This window comes from Aureimonas sp. Leaf454 (assembly GCF_001424685.1).
GTDB lineage: Bacteria > Pseudomonadota > Alphaproteobacteria > Rhizobiales > Rhizobiaceae > Plantimonas.
In genome coordinates this window covers 594015-609359 of record NZ_LMQT01000001.1, presented here as the reverse complement: position 1 = coordinate 609359, position 15345 = coordinate 594015, and the positions used below count along the sequence as shown (strand labels likewise).

The window sequence follows — 15345 nt, the reverse complement described above, 5'->3', positions numbered from 1 at the left end:
AAGTACCTCTTTCGGGGTATACATCCCGCGAAGCAGACGCGCCTACCATTCCCGACAGCGCTGGGCATAGATCGCGGGGAGCAAGGGTGTCCGTTCCGACGAACGATATCGAATTCCGGGCCGTGACCAAAAGCTACGGCAAGGTCGTCGCCGTGTCCGACCTTGACCTCGCGATTCCGAAGGGTGCCTTCGTGGCGCTGCTGGGGCCGTCCGGATGCGGCAAGACGACCTGCCTTCGCATGATCGGCGGCTTCGAGCAGCCGAGCGCCGGCGAGGTGTTCATCGACGGGCGGCTGATGAACGGCGTGCCGCCCTATCGCCGGCCGGTCAACATGGTCTTCCAGCAATACGCCCTCTTTCCGCATTTCGACGTCGAGACGAACGTCGCCTACGGGCTTCGACAGATGCGCCCGAAGATCGGGTCGGCCGAGATCGCGCGGCAGGTCGCGCAGGCTCTGGAGATGGTTCGCCTCGGGAGCTTCGCCAAGCGGCGGATCCACGAGATGTCCGGCGGGCAGCAACAGCGCGTGGCGCTCGCCCGCGCCCTCGTCAACAAACCCTCGGTCCTCCTTCTCGACGAGCCGCTGGCCGCTCTCGACAAGAAACTGCGCACTGCGATGCAGTTCGAGCTCCAGTCGCTCCAACGCGATCTCGGCATCACCTTCGTTCTCGTCACGCACGACCAGGAGGAGGCGCTGTCGATGAGCGACCTCGTCTGCGTGATGAGCGAGGGCCGCATCCGGCAGATCGCGCCGCCCCAGGCGATCTACGACCAACCCGCCGATCTCTTCGTCGCGGACTTCGTCGGCAAGACCAACCGGTTCGATGCGCGGTTGGAGACGAACGGCACCCTCGTTCTCGCGAACGGCCAGACCTTCGAGGCGGGGCCTGCGGGCCGGGCGCCTTCGTCCGGCAAGGCCGTGCTGGCGGTGCGGCCCGAGGCGATCCGCATCTGGCGAGGATCGAAGCCGGGCACGGACGACGTCCAAGGCACGGTGACCCACCGCATCTTCCTCGGCTCCGCGACGGAATACGCGGTCTCGGTGACGGGTCTCGGCGACGTGCTGGTCACGGCCGAGCGCGGCGGCTCCGCGGGGGTCGAACTGATCGAGCCCGGCGAGGCCGTCCTCCTGTCCTTCGATCCGAAGGCGGCGCACCTCTTTCCGGTCTGACGATGGCGATGGCTTGGGAACAACAAGGAAACGTTAGATGACGCATTGGAATAAGCTGGTTCCGCCGATCACGCCGCAGCGCCTGACCGAGGAGTTCATGCGCCTGAAGCGCGGCTCCGTGACCCGTCGCCACTTCCTCGGCGTAACCGGTCTCGGCCTTGCGGCGGCGGTTCTCGGCAACGGGTCCTCGCCCTTCGGTGCTCCGGCCCGGGCGAAGGATCTCGGCTCGCGCATGTCCCTCGCGACCTGGCCGAACTACCACGACCCCGCGACCTTCGAGGCTTTCAAGCAGGCGACCGGCGTCGCCGTCGAAGTCAACGTCTTCGGTTCCAACGAAGAGATGCTCGCCAAGCTCCAGGCCGGCGGAGCCGGCTGGGACCTCTTCGTTCCGACGAACTACACCATCTCGACCTATGCCAAGCTCGGTCTCATCGATGCGCTCGACCTCTCCAAGGTTCCGAACTTCGACCGGAAGAGCCAGTCCGAGCGCTTCACCAACGAAGGCACCATCGAGGGAAAGACCTTCGCCCTGCCGAAGAACTGGGGCACCACGGGCATCGCGATCAACACGGGCGAGATGAAGACGCCGGTGACGAGCTGGAAGGAGTTCTTCGATGCGGCGGCGAACGAGGCGGATGGCCGCGCCATGGTTCACGACTACCAGCTCACCACCATCGGCAGCGCCCTCGTCGCCCTCGGCTATTCGTTCAACTCGATCGCACCCGAAGAGCTCGCCAAGGCCGAAGAACTGCTCGTCGCCGTGAAGCCGCATCTCTTCGCGATCAACAGCGACTACCAGCCCTCCATGCGCTCGACGGACGCCTGGATGGCGATGTGCTGGACGAACGACGGCGCCCAGCTCCACCGCGACATGCCCGAGATCGAGTTCGTGCTCGGCAAGGATGGCGGCGAGATCTGGACCGACTTCTACGCCATTCCCTCCAGCGCGCAGAACAAGGAGGCCAGCTACGCGCTCCTGAACTTCTTCCTCGATCCGGCGAATGCCGTGAAGGAGCATATCGCCAACGGTGCGCCGACGACGGACAGCCGCGTCATCGCGCTTCTCCCGGCGGAGGTGACCGCCAACAGGATCGTCTATCCGGACGAAGCCGCACTGACGCCGTTCGAATTCGGCGCCGCGGTGACGTTGACCGATCCGGCCCGAGCGGAGGTCATGGCGCGGTTCAAGGCGGCCTGAGCGGGGGATCGCTTCACGCGCAAGATGGAAGGGTCACCGGGCGGTCTTGCGCCCGGCGGCTCGGAACGGGAGTGGCATGGGTCTTTCCGACGGCACGAAACGAAGCCTTGTGACAGCGACGCTGATGGCGCCGGCTGCGCTGTGGCTGACGATCTTCCTCGTCCTTCCGTTCATCGCGATGCTGATCTTCGCCGTCGGCGAACGCGCGCCGGAGGGTGGCTACCAAGCCGCCTTCACCCTCGAACACTTCGCCAACCTCCCGGCCCGCGCCGCGGCCTTCTGGAACACGCTGATGCTGGCGCCGGCAGGGGCCTTTCTCTGCCTCCTCCTCGCCTATCCCGTCGCCTATTACCTCGCCGTCCGCGCCGATCCGCGCCACCGTCTCGTGCTCGTCTCGCTGATCGTCGTCCCCTTCTGGACCAGCCTCCTCGTGCGCACCTATGCCTGGATGTACATCCTCGGCGCACGGGGACTGCCCAGCCTTCTCGACCTCGTCGGGATCGAGAAGGTGCGCCTCCTGAACACGCCGGGCGCGGTGCTCCTCGGCATCGTCTACGGCTACCTGCCCCTGATGATCATGCCCATCTATGTGAGCCTCGAGAAGCTCGACCGGCGGCTGATCGAGGCTTCCGCCGACCTCGGTGCGCGACCGTTGTCGACCTTCTTCAAGATCACGCTGCCCCTGTCGCTGCCGGGCGTGATGACGGGGGTCGCGCTCGTGACCATCCTGCTTCTCGGAGAGTACCTGATCCCGCAGCTGCTGGGCGGCGGCAAGGTCTTCTTCATCGGCAACGCCCTCGTCGATCTCTTTCTCCAATCGCGCAACTGGCCCTTCGGGTCGGCCATCGCCGTCACCCTCGTCGCTGTCGTGGTCGTGGTGCTTGCCGTTGCGATGCGGATCGCTTGGCGAGTGTCGGGCGCGCGGCAGGTGGATCTCGTCTGATGCGCGCGCTTCTCCTCGCGGTCTACGCCTTTCTCTACGCACCGATCGCACTCGTCGTCTTGTTCTCGTTCAACTCCGGGCGGAGCGCGAGCCAGTTCGACGGCTTCTCGTTCCAATGGTATGGCCGCGCCCTGTCCAACGCGTTTCTCATCGAGGCGCTGCTGAACAGCGTCGTCATCGCCCTGACCAGCGCCACTCTCGCCGCCGTCTTCGGGACCATGGCGGCCATGGGGCTGCAACGGCTCGGACCGAGGACCCGCACGCTGTTCGACGGTCTCCTCGCCGCCGCGATCGTCGTGCCGGGCGTCGTGATCGGGATCGCCACGCTGGTGGCGCTCGTGACGCTGTTCGGCTTCGTGAACCCGCTGATCGCCTCGCTCTGGCCAGACGAGAGCCCGCCGCGCCTCGGCCTCGGCTTCGGCTCGATCATTGCCGCTCATGGACTGTTCTCGATGGCGCTCGTCACCATGATCGTGAAGGCGCGCATCGCGGGCCTTGGACGCGACATCGTGGAGGCTTCGGCCGATCTCTATGCGACGCCCCTCACCACGTTCCGCGAGGTCGTCCTGCCACAGATCCTGCCGTCGATCCTCGCCGGCTTCCTGCTCGCCTTCACCTTCTCGTTCGACGACTTCATCATCGCCTTCTTCGTCGCCGGCTCGAACACGACCCTGCCGATCTACGTCTTCGCCTCCATTCGCAGGGGGGTGACGCCCGAGATCAACGCCGTCGCAACGATGGTGCTGGTGGCTTCCCTTCTCCTCATCGTCGTCGCCCGCTTTCTCCTGCGAGAGCGGCAGCCTGCCCAAGCTCTCGGACCGCAAGCACCATGATCCTCCAGGACCGCATCGCCATCGTCACCGGCTCCGGCTCCGGCATCGGCCGGGCCGGAGCCATCATCCTGGCGCGCGAAGGTGCCGTCGTCGTGGTCGTGGACCGCGACAGGGCCGCCGCCGAGGAGACGACCGGCTTGATCGCAGCAAGCGGAGGGCGGGCGGAGGCGGCCGTTCTCGACGTGACGGACGACGAGGCGCTCCGATCGATGGTCGCCGACGTCCTGAACCGCCATGGCCGGATCGACATCCTCCACAATCATGCGGGCGCGCAGGTTTCGGGGGACCTGGAAGGCGTTTCGATCGAGGGCTTCGACCGCTCCTGGCACCTCAACGTCCGCTCCCATTTCCTGGCAGCCCGCCTTGTGATGCCGGCCATGCGCAGCCGCGGGACGGGCGTCATTCTCAACACGTCCTCATCCTCCGGCGTGCTCTACGATCGCGAGATGATCGCCTACACGACGAGCAAGCACGCCGTGATCGCGATGACGCGGCAGATGGCGGGCGACTACGGCCGCTTCGGCATCCGCGTCAACGCGCTCTGCCCGGGGTGGGTGGACACGCCCTTCAACGATCCCTTCGTCGCGCAGATGGGCGGGCGTCCCTCCATCGAAACCTATATCCGCGACCGCGTCCCCCTCGGTCGCTGGGCCGACGTGTCCGAGATCGCGGAACCCATCCTGTTCCTCGTCTCCGACCGATCCTCCTACATGACGGGGCAGATCCTGGTGGTCGATGGTGGGGAGACGGTCGTCTGACCAGATCCCGGCGCGATCCTCCGGCCCGCATCGCGCGCAGATGCCTGGTCGAGACGGCGCTCGGACCTCCTGCATCACGCCGGGTTCCCGAAAGCCATCGTTCTGCGCTGTCGCTGCAGACGCGGGCGGCTCGCCGTCTCCGACGGTCGTCCCGAAGAAACCGATAGGGATCGCGCGCCCCTTTGCGTCGCGGAAAGATGCCGGCATCCGGGGCGCCGGCGACTTCGCCGCCTCATCGTGGACGAATGCGTTCCCGGAACCTGCCTTCGCTGGACCCACCTCCTCCCCGGCACTGGATGGTGCCGCGGCGTCCACGTCTGTGGTGGGCCGTCGGAGCCGCGAGGCGATGCGTGAAGGGTGCCCGCGTGGTGGCGGACACGCTTTGGCTGTTCCTAGTCTAACTCGACGTAATACGCGATGCCTTCGTAGCGCATCTGTGGCAGCGTTCGAATGATCTGCTGCTGTTCGGCATCTTCAGCCGTGTAGAAGTGCGCGCCGGTTTGCGTATTAAAAAATCTGTGAAGTTCCTCGCGACCTGCACCAGCGGTCGTATAGGCTTTGTAAGCTTCGCCCTCGAACTGGTAATTTTTCAGGTTGCTGATGATACTATCGCGCTCGGCGGTCTTGATCGTATAGAAGTAAACGCCGGTGTCCTTGTTCAAGAACCGATAGACAGGCGCGCCGTTGGCGGCCGTGGCGTTCGTATCGAACGCGTTTCCTTCATACACGAAGTCCGGCATGCTCTGCTGAATGTTGTTCCGCTCTACCACGCTGGCGGTATAGAAGTGCGTGCCATTGGCTTTGTTATAGAACCGAAAAACGTCGCCGAACTCCGACGGCCCACCGACGGGGTTTCCGGCTGGCGAGCCTTCTACGGCACGAAGCGCCAGGGGCTCGAAGAATTTGACCGCATTGAACGCTTCGTCAGGCGTGTCCGCAATCGCGTACTTGCGGATCGGGGAGGCGGCGCCGGGTATCGAAGCCGCGGAAATCGAAACCCAATTTTCGCCCGCAGCGCCCGTCGGTGCGTACGCGACGGCGAAGACGTCGATACCGTCGTTCGGCCGGCTCAACGCGACGGCGCGATCGTAAAAGGGATCGTTGTTGGGCAGCGCGATCTCAGTGTTGGCAGAGATGGTCCGGGCAGGGTCGCTGTTGTAGCTGTACGGCGTCATGATTTGTATGTCGACGCCGGAGTTGAACCCCCGCGTGTTCAAGCTGACGACGTCACCACCCGACCAAAGCTCCGCCGCGAAATACAGGTCCTTATAACCGCCGCGAAGGTCATTGGCCCCGAAGCCGACGGGTATCTTGTAGATGTCGGTGTCGGTTTTCGAGTTGATGTATCCGATCGTCACATCCGTCGATAGGTAGTAGAGCCCAGGTGTATTGCGAGGGGCGGAAAGGCCGTTCCAGTAGACAGATCCATCGTTGAATCGATCATACAGGGTGTTCACGAAAGATGGCGTTACGCTGTCGACGAGGCGCGTTTCCATGCGAACTCTCCCAATGGGCTCCGGCGGCCTTCCGAATTGCAAACGTTCGGTCGCGCGCGTAAAAATTGCATATTTAACGCCGGCTGCAAACCAGTTTTCGCAGCGTCAATCGAGTTGTCGAAGGTCAATCCATTCCCGTCCGCGCCGTGTCGCCTTCGTTTTCGCGGCTGCCGTTGGGGACGGTATGACCCAGCTATGGCAGCTATGCCGCTGACGGTCATCTGTCGGTCCTGCCATCGTGACCGGGCGTTCACCGGAGGAGGACATTGCGGCCGACGTGTTGTTGTCGCGATGTGTTCCGTTCGGCCGACGGAGGGGCTGCGGCGAACATGGGCATTCTCATCGTCGACTTTGCCCCGGCCATGTCGCGCTCCCCGGTAGGCCGGAAAGCATCCGGACGGTACGTTGCGATCATCGACATGCGGAGCCCGTCGGCCGCACACCGCGGAGGCTTTTGCCAAACGTCCGGGACGGACGTCGCCGCTGACCCTTCCGCTGCCTTGCAGGGAGGGGGAGGGGTCTTAGCAGCCAGAGCGATGAACCCTGCGTTCCCGATGGCCTCCGTGGGGGCGTTTTGCCGTCAAAGGCTTGGACAGAACCTTCCGAGCGATGCGGGCTCGCCGTTTCCATTCGCGGCGCGCACCTCGAAGCGACCGTCCGGATCGTCCATCCACTTCGCGATGTTCTCGCCGTTGATCGCCACGATCTCGTTCTCGACCAGCGCGGCGCCTGTGTCCCGCATGTGATTCACGTCACCCCAACCGATCGTCCGCATGGTCGTCTCCTGTCACCCCGCCATATCAAGACAGAGCGAACCGCTCCCGCAACGGTTCCGAACATGGCAGGGATAACATCAATGTCAGTGACAGATACGACACCGATCGTCCGCGAACGCGCCTATTTGCTTTGGGAGAAGGCCGGTCGTCCGCTGGGGCGCGAGCACGAGTTCTGGGCGCAAGCCGCGGCCGAGATCGAAGGGCACCTGGAAGGAGATCAGGAGCGCTACCGGGACGGGCGGATCATCGCGCGGTGAAGACCCGGCGTCACCTGCGGCAAGGGTTTGCTGGTCGCTTCAAGGACGGCCTTCATGCGCGGTCTCCTCGTTCCCGTTCTGGCCGACAGCGTTTCCGGGCCGGCCGAGTGATCGACCCAAACTGAAAGGTCCGGTTGGAACGTCGGTTCCGAATCGGCCCTTGCACCAGCGGGAGCTTGGCCGTCGGAGCAGGCCGGGTGAGCGTCGCCGGCCACGCGGCAAAGGTGGCACGACGACGTCTGGTGCGGGCGGTTGGTAGCCGTTCGATGCGTATCGAAAGCTGGCGGCGGCCGGACCGTCTTGTCGTGCCGCCGTCCGCTGTCGATGATCACCTGCGTAAGGCGCCGGCTGTCAAGGATCTCGCTATCGAGGAGTTCGTTGCCACGGCGGGCGTTGAGGCTCTCGACAGAACCGCTCTTCCATGGGCCAGCGGGTGCGATGTCCGCGGTCTCGGCTCCACCGGCCGTGATCCAGTCCTGCACGGCCGTGGTGATGAACTCCGGCCCGTTCTCATCGCCATCGATCCTCTCGATCGACGGTTCCTCGAACTCGGTCCGAACATGGCCGGGAACGCCGTCCAGGACGAAGAGGTCCGATCGGGCCTCGATGCCATCCGTCGAGTCGAGCCTGCGAGCGGCTCGAATGCCGAGGCATTCTTAGGAGCGGTTGACACGAAGAAGCCCGCCTCGCGTCGTGCGAGACGGGCAACGCATCAACCCCTGATCACATGGTCTTGGCGATGCACTCTCGCTTCCGACCGATCTTGCCGCCGTTGCCGCCGGTGATCTGCTTGATCTGCCCTTCCGGGCAGGTGCCGTCATCCACCAGGACCTTGCTGCCATAGGCGAGCGTCCCGGAGGCAGGCTCTGACGTCATCGGCGTGGATTGACACCCAACCAGCAAAAAGCCGGAGGCGGCGATCAGTGCAATTCGCATCATGTCTGTCCCCTTACGATAAGTGCAGGTCATTGCCATCATGATCCGCCGCCGATCGCAAGGTGCCGTTCGGTAAAATGACAGCAAAACCGTTGCTCAATCGAGTTTATAGAAAGTATTGTTTGGGGATCTGGACAGGCTGATCGAAGAGTATGCCATGCATGGAGCACGCGCGCCTCACCCACTTGAGGTAGCCGCCGCCCGTCCTTCAAAGGAGGGCGGTGTCACCTCTGGGTCGAAGGGGCTTTCGAAGTGCATCCACGCCTGTGGAGCACGCACAATTTGATCCTGCGCGCCGTGTCACTTGAAGGGGCGCGCTCAGCGAAGCCTGGATCGAATAGGAGCCATCGGCCACCGGCGAGCGCGACCCCCCGATGGTCATGACCATGGGCATACCCGCCGAACGGGTCGATGCGTTGTTCGTCTGGGCGAGCGGCCTGTGAGAGGGCATCGCGAAGCCGTGTGAGGGCTAAAACCTCACAAGCCTCACAAACCCTCACACGAGAGGGCCTGAAAACGAGGCTAAGTCGTTGAGAGAAATGGTGCCGCTTAGGTGACTCGAACACCTGACCCCATCATTACGAATGATGTGCTCTACCGGCTGAGCTAAAGCGGCCTGCCCGTGTCGAAGCGCTGCTTCGGCGGACGAGGGCTCTGATAGACTCAAACCGCTCGAGGTTCAAGCGCAAATCGACGGGACAGCGTCACGAAGCTTGCGCGAGGAGACGGCGGCGGGCGGCCGCGTATTCCTCGGCCAGACGATCGACGAGGGCTGCGGCGGGCAGAACGGAGGCGACCGAGCCGATGCCCTGGCCGGAACCCCAGATGTCCTTCCACGCCTTGGCGGCCTTGGAGCCGCCGAAATCCATCGCGGAGGGATCGCTTTCCGGCAGACGGTCGGGATCGAGACCGGCGGCCTCGATCGAGGCCTTCAGGTAATTGCCGTGGATGCCCGTGAAGAGGTTGGTGTAGACGATGTCGGAGGCCCTGCCGGCGACGATGCCCTCCTTGTAGGCATCGACGGCGCGCGCCTCTTCGGTGGCGATGAAGGCCGAGCCGATATAGCCCCCGTCCGCGCCCATGGCCTCGGCCGCGAGAACCGCGTCGCCGGTCGCGATCGCGCCCGACAGGAAGAGCGGCCCGTCGAACCACTGGCGGATCTCGGAGACGAGCGCGAAGGGCGAGAGCGTTCCGGCATGGCCGCCGGCCCCGGTCGCCACCGCAATCAGGCCATCCGCACCCTTCCGGATCGCGCTTTTGGCGAAACGGTCGTTGATGACGTCGTGGAGAACGATGCCGCCGTAAGAGTGCACGGCCTCGTTCACCTCGGGCACGGCACCCAGCGATGTGATGACGATGGGCACCTTGTGCCGCACGCAGACCTCGAGATCGGCCTGCAGCCGGTCGTTCGACTTGTGCACGATCTGGTTCACGGCGAAGGGCGCGGACGGGCTTTCCGGATGGTCGCGGTCGTGCGCGGCCAGCGCTTCCTCGATCTCGTAGAGCCAGTCGTCCAGCTGCGCGGCGGGCCGGGCGTTGAGCGCGGGAAAGGAGCCGACGATCCCCGCCTTGCACTGCGCGATCACCAGCGGGGGATGGGAGATGATGAAGAGCGGCGCGGCGATGACGGGAATGCGCAGGCGATTCGCGAGGTGCGCGGGAAGGGCCATGCCGATGCTCCAAATTTTGACGTTTACGTCAATTCGACATCCTGCGTAGCGGGATCGCGGGCGCGGATCAAGCCGGCTTTGCGCAAGGGCCTGGGGAGCGCGACCATCGGCGCGCGGGAAGGACTTGCCAAGCGTCGACGGAGGAACGATTTTTGCGCGTGATGTCCGATCTTTTTCCGTTTTTCCCGACGACGCCCTCGCTGTTTGCCGAACCCGTGCCGACGCTCGTGCGCGTCATCGACACGGAAACGGCGGGACAGCGGTTCGAGGACGATGCGGTGATCGAGATCGGCTCGGTCGATCTCGACCTCGCGACCGGCGCGATCTTCCATCCGATGCAGACGCTCTGCGACCCCGGCGGGGCCGAGATCAATCCGCATGCGCGGCGCGTCCACCAGATTTCGGACGAGATGCTGGCGGGCGCGCCGCCCTTCGCCGAAGCGGTGGAGCCGTTCGCCGGCGCCCCTGCCTATGCCGCGCAGCGCTCCGATTTCGACCGGCCGCGCCTCCGGCTCGCCGGTCGCTGGCTCTGCACGCACAAGCTCGCGCTGCGGGCCTTTCCCGACGTGCGGGCGCACGGCCTGCAGAGCCTCGTCAAATACGTGCCGCTCGATCTCACCGAGGTTCGGCCGATGATGGCGGGGCTACATCCGCACCGCGCGCTCTACGATGCGCTGGCCACCGCCGTCCTCCTTCGGCGCATCGCGGAGGTGCTGATGCCGCGCTGCCGCGATGTCGAGGACTTTCTCGACCGGGCGGAGCGCGTGACCAAGCAGCCGGCGCTTCTCGCCCGCCTGCGCTTTGGAAAGCACAAGGGCGTGCCGCTCGCCGAGGTGCCTCCCGACTATCTGGAATGGATCGTCGCGGAGCCCGGCATGGACGCCGATGCGGTCTTCACCGCGCGGCATCATCTCGCACGGCAGACGATTCGCGGGGCGCGGCCTCTTCCTGCGGCGGCTTCGCTCTAGGTTGGGTTGGCGGCCTTCCGCCGCGCACCGGAACCCATGCAGCCCTTCGCCGAACTTCTCGACCGCCTCACCCTGACGCCGTCCCGCAACGGCAAGCTCCGCCTGATGGCGGATCACTTCCGGGACGTGCCCGACCCCGAGCGCGGCTATGCGCTGGCCGCGATCACGGGCGGGCTCGACATCCGATCGGTGAAGCCCGCCATGCTGCGCGCGCTGATGGCCGATCGCATGGACGAGGTTCTGTTCGGCTATTCCTACGATTATGTCGGCGATCTCGCCGAGACGATCGCGCTCGTCTGGCCGGCGCCGCACGATGGAGATCGCGAAACGGATCCGCCGACGCTCGATGAGGTGATCGCCAAGCTCGATGCGGCGACGCGGGCGGAGGGGCCGAAGCTGGTCGAGGCCTGGCTCGACCGGCTGGACTCCTCCGGGCGCTATGCGCTCCTGAAGCTCGTGACCGGCGCGATGCGCATCGGCGTGTCCTCGCGTCTCGCCAAGCAGGCCCTGGCGGATTTCGGCGGCAAGGACATCACCGAGATCGAGGAGCTCTGGCACGGACTGGCGGTGCCGTATCTGGAGCTCTTCGCCTGGCTGGAGGGGCGGGCGGAGAAGCCCGTCTCGGCGGCGGCCTCACCGTTCCGCCCGGTCATGCTCTCCCAGCCGCTGGAGCCGCCGGACCACGCGCGCATCGTGCCGCAGGACTATGCCGCGGAATGGAAGTGGGACGGCATCCGCGTTCAGGCGACGGTGGAGCGGGGCGTGCGCCGCCTCTACTCCCGTACCGGCGACGACATCAGCGCCGCCTTTCCCGATCTCCTCGCTTCCATGGACTACGAGGGCTCGCTGGACGGCGAGCTTCTCGTCGCGCGCCCGGCCGCGAAGGGGCGGGCGACGGTGATGCCGCATCGGGGGCCGCCGGGAGACGACATCGTCGTCGGCACGTTCTCCGACCTTCAGCAGAGGTTGAACCGCAAGGCGGTCTCGACCGCCGTCATGGACAAGCATCCGGTGTTCCTGCGGACCTACGATCTCCTGCAGGACGGACGGGACGATCTTCGCGCGCTGCCCTTCCGGGAGCGGCGCGAGCGGCTGAACGGCTTCGTGTCAGGGCTCGACCCCACGCGGTTCGACATTTCGCCCTTCGTGCCCTTCGACAGCTTCGAGGATCTCGGCGCCCTGCGTGTCGACCCGCCCCATCCCGTGATCGAAGGCGTGATGCTGAAGCGCTGGGACAGTCCTTACGTGCCGGGCCGGCCGAAGGGGCCCTGGTTCAAGTGGAAGCAGGACCCGCATCTCATCGACGCCGTCCTCATGTACGCGCAGCGCGGGCACGGCAAGCGGTCGAGCTTCTATTCGGACTACACGTTCGGCGTCTGGGCGGGCGAGGCGGACCAGCCGGAACTGGTGCCGGTCGGCAAGGCCTATTTCGGCTTCACCGACGAGGAGCTGAAGCTCCTCGACAAATACATCCGCGACAACACGATCCAGCGCTTCGGCCCGGTGCGCTCGGTGCGGGCCGAGCCCGACCATGGTCTGGTGCTGGAGGTCGCCTTCGAGGGGCTGCAGCGCTCGACGCGACACAAGTCCGGCGTCGCCATGCGCTTTCCCCGGATCTCGCGCCTGCGCTGGGACAAGCCCGCCTTCGAGGCCGACCGGATCGAGACCCTGCAGGCGATGCTCGGCGAGGGGTGAAGACGGTCGCCGCAGCGCGTCCAAATCCGAAACGGGGCGCTCCGAACGTTCAGAGGCTTGTGCAACGGGACGCGATCGCCCACCTCCTGCCGCGACGATCTCATGGAAGGAGCTTCGCATGGCCGGGCGTATCGACAGTTTTCTCGGCGGCTCGCCGCTTTCGGTGGTGATCCGGCTGGTGATCCTGTCGTTGATCGTCGGCGTCGTCCTCTCGTGGCTCGACTGGAGCCCGCGCGACGTCTGGTTCGCGATTGAGGATTTCGTCCGCTGGGTCTGGTTCAGCCTGTTCGGCTCCTTCCAGCGCGCGACGGATTACTTCCTTCTCGGCGCGGCGATCGTCATTCCGGTCTTCCTCATCTCGCGCTTCCTGAAGATGGGGCGCGGCACGCGCTGAGACGGCCTACCAGCGCCCGCTCTTCTCGGCGCGGCGCTGGAGGACGGTGAGGAGCAGCGCCGCGGGAACCGCGACGACGAGCGTGCCCCATGCGACGCCCTCCCGGCGCCCCTCGATCCGACCCTCGCGCCGGCCCCGGCGATGCTCCTGCCCGGAAAGACCGCTGTCCGCAGCCGCCGTCTCGTCGAGTCCCGCGACCGTGTCGGCCATGATCGCGCCACGCGATCCGAGCGGACGTTCGGCCCCGGTCGTGGAGTCGCGCGCCGTCTGATGCTCCAGTTCCGAATTCAGCTCGCCGCCGACGATGAGGAGGATCGAGGTGAGCCAGATCCAGGTCATGAAGCCGATCAGCGCGCCGAGCGAGCCGTAGGTCGCATTGTAGGAACCGAAATTGGCGGCATACCAGGAGAAGAGGGCGGAGACGACGATCGTCGCCAGCAGCGCGAGGATGGCGCCCGGCGTGATCCAGCGCCATTTCGGGCTCGCGCGATCGGGACCCCAGCGATAGAGCGCGGCAATGCCGAGCGAGAGGACGAGAAGAAGCGCCACGAAGCCCGCGATGCGCAGGAGCCATTCCGTTCCTTCCCCGAGCCCGATGAAGGACAGGACGGTCGGCAGGACGATGACGACGCCGAGCATCAGGCCCATCATCACGATGGCGCCGAACGTGAAGAGGAGCGAGACGGCGTTCAGCTTCAGGAAGGATCGCGTCTCGACCTCGTCATAGGCGATGTTCATCGCCTCGAAGAGCGCCTTGATGCCGGCATTGGCGCTCCACAGCGCGATGGCGACCGAGATCAGCAGCGTCAGGCCGAGGGTGGTTTCGCCCTCGCTCGCCAGGCGCGTCAGCTGTTCGTTCAGGATGTCGAGGGCTCCGCCGGGAACGAGGCCCTGCAGATCGCCCACATGCTCGGCGACCGTCGCGGGATCGGCGACGAGGCCGTAGAGCGAGAGGAAGGCCGTGAGGCCGGGTACGAAGGCGAGGAGGATGTAGTAGGTGACGCCGGCCGCGATCAGCATGACGCGGTCCTTGTTGATCTCGTCGTAGACGCGCCAGAGGACCTCGGTCCAGCCCTTGGCCGGGATCTCGCCCGGTCCGTCCGCGTGACGCCCCCGGGGATGACGGGACGCTCCCGGTCCGCTGGTCGGTCTGGTTCGGGTTGAGGACATGGCTCGGGCTCGCTGCTTTTCACGCTTCAGGGGTGAATGGGGCGGGACGCGAAGGGTTGCCTCGCTTCCGCCGCTTTCCGTGCAGCCGCCAACGGATCGGAACGCCCGTCAGCCGAATTCGGCCGCGACGCGATGGATGATCGTGTGCCGCCGCGACAGGGCGTCCACGTCGCGCGAATAGCCGCCGCCGATGACGCAGGCGACGGGGATGTCGCGCTCCCGGAAGAAGCCGATCACGCGGCGGTCGCGTTCGGCGAGACCCTCGTCGGTCAGTTTCAGGCGTCCGAGCCGGTCGGCCTCGTGAGGATCGACGCCCGCATTGTAGAAGACGAGGTCGGGCCGTGCATCGGCGAAGCTCGTCTCCAGCGCGAAGGGCAGGACCGCGAGATAGGCGGCGTCGCCGACGCCGTCGGGGAGCGGGATGTCGAGGTCGGACGGCGGCTTGATCTCGGGGTAGTTCCGGGCGGCGTGGATCGAAAGCGTGAAGACGCGGGCATCGCCGGCGAAGATGCGGGCCGTGCCGTCGCCCTGGTGCACGTCGCAGTCGAAGACGAGGACGCGCCGCGCCGCACCCTCCGCGAGCATGACATGGGCCGCGACGGCGACGTCGTTGAAGACCGAGAAGCCCGCGCCCCCCTCGCGCGCGGCATGGTGACTGCCGCCCGCCGTGTTGCAGGCGATTCCCTCGGCCAGCGCGAGCCGCGCCGCCAGCACCGTGCCGCCGGTGGCGCAGCGCGAGCGCATCGACACGCGTTCGTCGACGGGAAAGCCGATCGCCTTTTCCACGGCCGGCGCAACACGCTGCTCCAGGACGGCGTCCACATAATCCGGCGCATGGGCGAGGCGCAGCCATTCCGGATGCGCGGGAACCGGCAGGTGAAAGCCGTTGGGCCCGACCAAGCCGTCGGCGACGAGGATCTCCGCGATCTTCGAGAATTTCGACATGGGGAAGCGATGCTTCCGGTCGAACTGCGCATCGAAGGCGGGATGGTGGACGATGGAAAGGCTCATGTGGGCGAGATAAGGCGCGCGCGCCGGGTTGCGACGATCGGGGCTTGCCAGCGGCCGGCCGTGATGTC

General features: G+C 65.8%; 15 protein-coding genes and 1 tRNA gene. 9 read left to right on the top strand and 7 right to left on the bottom strand.

Translation table 11 applies throughout. From position 1 onward, the window contains the following. The first annotated feature begins 86 nt into the window (after nucleotides 1–86). The 5 genes from ASG43_RS02695 (at nucleotide 87) to ASG43_RS02675 (ending at nucleotide 4904) form a co-directional block, all read left to right on the top strand. Nucleotides 87–1172: an ABC transporter ATP-binding protein gene (locus ASG43_RS02695; RefSeq protein ID WP_056499853.1), complete on the top strand. Its 1086-nt coding sequence runs from the start codon at nucleotides 87–89 to the stop codon at nucleotides 1170–1172. Nucleotides 1173–1209: 37 nt separating this feature from the next. Further along, nucleotides 1210–2370, top strand: coding sequence for a spermidine/putrescine ABC transporter substrate-binding protein (locus ASG43_RS02690; RefSeq protein ID WP_056499851.1), 1161 nt, complete (start codon nucleotides 1210–1212; stop codon nucleotides 2368–2370). 76 nt (nucleotides 2371–2446) lie between these two features. Then, a complete protein-coding gene (locus tag ASG43_RS02685) occupies nucleotides 2447–3313 on the top strand; it encodes an ABC transporter permease (RefSeq protein WP_056499850.1) in 867 nt (288 codons plus the stop codon). Continuing rightward, nucleotides 3313–4146 (top strand): ABC transporter permease, encoded by an 834-nt coding sequence (locus ASG43_RS02680; RefSeq protein ID WP_056499848.1) that lies wholly within the window; start codon nucleotides 3313–3315, stop codon nucleotides 4144–4146. The genes ASG43_RS02685 and ASG43_RS02680 overlap by 1 nt, the downstream gene beginning before the upstream one ends. Further along, nucleotides 4143–4904, top strand: a complete 762-nt coding sequence (locus tag ASG43_RS02675) for an SDR family oxidoreductase (RefSeq protein WP_056499846.1) — start codon at nucleotides 4143–4145, stop codon at nucleotides 4902–4904. The genes ASG43_RS02680 and ASG43_RS02675 overlap by 4 nt, the downstream gene beginning before the upstream one ends. A gap of 392 nt (nucleotides 4905–5296) precedes the next feature. Here the strand turns inward: ASG43_RS02675 and ASG43_RS02670 are convergent, their stop codons facing one another. Together ASG43_RS02670 and ASG43_RS02665 are read right to left on the bottom strand one after the other, a co-directional pair. Continuing rightward, on the bottom strand, nucleotides 5297–6400 hold the full coding sequence (locus tag ASG43_RS02670) for a hypothetical protein (RefSeq protein ID WP_056499843.1): 1104 nt from the start codon (nucleotides 6398–6400) through the stop codon (nucleotides 5297–5299). 580 nt (nucleotides 6401–6980) lie between these two features. Further along, nucleotides 6981–7175 (bottom strand): hypothetical protein, encoded by a 195-nt coding sequence (locus ASG43_RS02665; RefSeq protein WP_056499841.1) that lies wholly within the window; start codon nucleotides 7173–7175, stop codon nucleotides 6981–6983. Between the two features lie 81 nt (nucleotides 7176–7256). Here ASG43_RS02665 and ASG43_RS21975 point away from each other — a divergent pair, with 81 nt between their 5' ends. Beyond that, the gene (locus ASG43_RS21975) at nucleotides 7257–7433 is read left to right on the top strand and encodes a DUF2934 domain-containing protein (RefSeq protein WP_082490551.1); all 177 of its coding nucleotides are present in this window, start codon (nucleotides 7257–7259) and stop codon (nucleotides 7431–7433) included. A 723-nt stretch (nucleotides 7434–8156) separates the two neighbouring features. Here the strand turns inward: ASG43_RS21975 and ASG43_RS02660 are convergent. The 3 genes from ASG43_RS02660 to ASG43_RS02650 all read right to left on the bottom strand — a co-directional run bounded on the left by ASG43_RS02660 (nucleotide 8157) and on the right by ASG43_RS02650 (nucleotide 10039). Beyond that, nucleotides 8157–8372: a DUF6719 family protein gene (locus ASG43_RS02660; protein WP_156386362.1), complete on the bottom strand. Its 216-nt coding sequence runs from the start codon at nucleotides 8370–8372 to the stop codon at nucleotides 8157–8159. Nucleotides 8373–8909: 537 nt separating this feature from the next. Further along, nucleotides 8910–8985: transfer RNA gene (locus tag ASG43_RS02655), tRNA-Thr, on the bottom strand. Nucleotides 8986–9073: 88 nt separating this feature from the next. Then, nucleotides 9074–10039 carry a nitronate monooxygenase family protein gene (locus ASG43_RS02650; protein ID WP_056499837.1) on the bottom strand — a complete coding sequence of 322 codons (966 nt, stop codon included), beginning with the start codon at nucleotides 10037–10039 and terminating at the stop codon, nucleotides 9074–9076. Nucleotides 10040–10200: 161 nt separating this feature from the next. Here ASG43_RS02650 and ASG43_RS02645 point away from each other — a divergent pair, with 161 nt between their 5' ends. The 3 genes from ASG43_RS02645 (at nucleotide 10201) to ASG43_RS02635 (ending at nucleotide 13096) form a co-directional block, all read left to right on the top strand. Next, entirely contained in the window at nucleotides 10201–11007 is an 807-nt protein-coding gene (locus tag ASG43_RS02645) for an exonuclease domain-containing protein (protein WP_056499836.1), read from the top strand. 36 nt (nucleotides 11008–11043) lie between these two features. Next, entirely contained in the window at nucleotides 11044–12702 is a 1659-nt protein-coding gene (locus ASG43_RS02640) for a cisplatin damage response ATP-dependent DNA ligase (RefSeq protein WP_056499834.1), read from the top strand. Between the two features lie 118 nt (nucleotides 12703–12820). Next, nucleotides 12821–13096 carry a DUF6460 domain-containing protein gene (locus tag ASG43_RS02635; RefSeq protein WP_056499832.1) on the top strand — a complete coding sequence of 92 codons (276 nt, stop codon included), beginning with the start codon at nucleotides 12821–12823 and terminating at the stop codon, nucleotides 13094–13096. A 6-nt stretch (nucleotides 13097–13102) separates the two neighbouring features. Here ASG43_RS02635 and ASG43_RS02630 read toward each other — a convergent pair whose 3' ends face one another. Together ASG43_RS02630 and ASG43_RS02625 are read right to left on the bottom strand one after the other, a co-directional pair. Beyond that, nucleotides 13103–14266 carry a YihY/virulence factor BrkB family protein gene (locus ASG43_RS02630; RefSeq protein ID WP_056499831.1) on the bottom strand — a complete coding sequence of 388 codons (1164 nt, stop codon included), beginning with the start codon at nucleotides 14264–14266 and terminating at the stop codon, nucleotides 13103–13105. A 108-nt stretch (nucleotides 14267–14374) separates the two neighbouring features. Continuing rightward, nucleotides 14375–15277, bottom strand: a complete 903-nt coding sequence (locus ASG43_RS02625; RefSeq protein ID WP_056499830.1) for a histone deacetylase — start codon at nucleotides 15275–15277, stop codon at nucleotides 14375–14377. Between the last annotated feature and the right edge of the window lie 68 nt (nucleotides 15278–15345).

What these genes read in the sequence shown, in the direction of transcription:
- ASG43_RS02690 (WP_056499851.1), top strand. Translation starts at nt 1,210, where the DNA reads ATGACGCATTGGAATAAGCTGGTTCCGCCGATCACGCCGCAGCGCCTG.
- ASG43_RS02685 (WP_056499850.1), top strand. Translation starts at nt 2,447, where the DNA reads ATGGGTCTTTCCGACGGCACGAAACGAAGCCTTGTGACAGCGACGCTG.
- ASG43_RS02680 (WP_056499848.1), top strand. Translation starts at nt 3,313, where the DNA reads ATGCGCGCGCTTCTCCTCGCGGTCTACGCCTTTCTCTACGCACCGATC.
- ASG43_RS02675 (WP_056499846.1), top strand. Translation starts at nt 4,143, where the DNA reads ATGATCCTCCAGGACCGCATCGCCATCGTCACCGGCTCCGGCTCCGGC.
- ASG43_RS02670 (WP_056499843.1), bottom strand. Translation starts at nt 6,400, where the DNA reads ATGGAAACGCGCCTCGTCGACAGCGTAACGCCATCTTTCGTGAACACC.
- ASG43_RS02665 (WP_056499841.1), bottom strand. Translation starts at nt 7,175, where the DNA reads ATGCGGACGATCGGTTGGGGTGACGTGAATCACATGCGGGACACAGGC.
- ASG43_RS21975 (WP_082490551.1), top strand. Translation starts at nt 7,257, where the DNA reads ATGTCAGTGACAGATACGACACCGATCGTCCGCGAACGCGCCTATTTG.
- ASG43_RS02660 (WP_156386362.1), bottom strand. Translation starts at nt 8,372, where the DNA reads ATGATGCGAATTGCACTGATCGCCGCCTCCGGCTTTTTGCTGGTTGGG.
- ASG43_RS02650 (WP_056499837.1), bottom strand. Translation starts at nt 10,039, where the DNA reads ATGGCCCTTCCCGCGCACCTCGCGAATCGCCTGCGCATTCCCGTCATC.
- ASG43_RS02645 (WP_056499836.1), top strand. Translation starts at nt 10,201, where the DNA reads ATGTCCGATCTTTTTCCGTTTTTCCCGACGACGCCCTCGCTGTTTGCC.
- ASG43_RS02640 (WP_056499834.1), top strand. Translation starts at nt 11,044, where the DNA reads ATGCAGCCCTTCGCCGAACTTCTCGACCGCCTCACCCTGACGCCGTCC.
- ASG43_RS02635 (WP_056499832.1), top strand. Translation starts at nt 12,821, where the DNA reads ATGGCCGGGCGTATCGACAGTTTTCTCGGCGGCTCGCCGCTTTCGGTG.
- ASG43_RS02630 (WP_056499831.1), bottom strand. Translation starts at nt 14,266, where the DNA reads ATGTCCTCAACCCGAACCAGACCGACCAGCGGACCGGGAGCGTCCCGT.
- ASG43_RS02625 (WP_056499830.1), bottom strand. Translation starts at nt 15,277, where the DNA reads ATGAGCCTTTCCATCGTCCACCATCCCGCCTTCGATGCGCAGTTCGAC.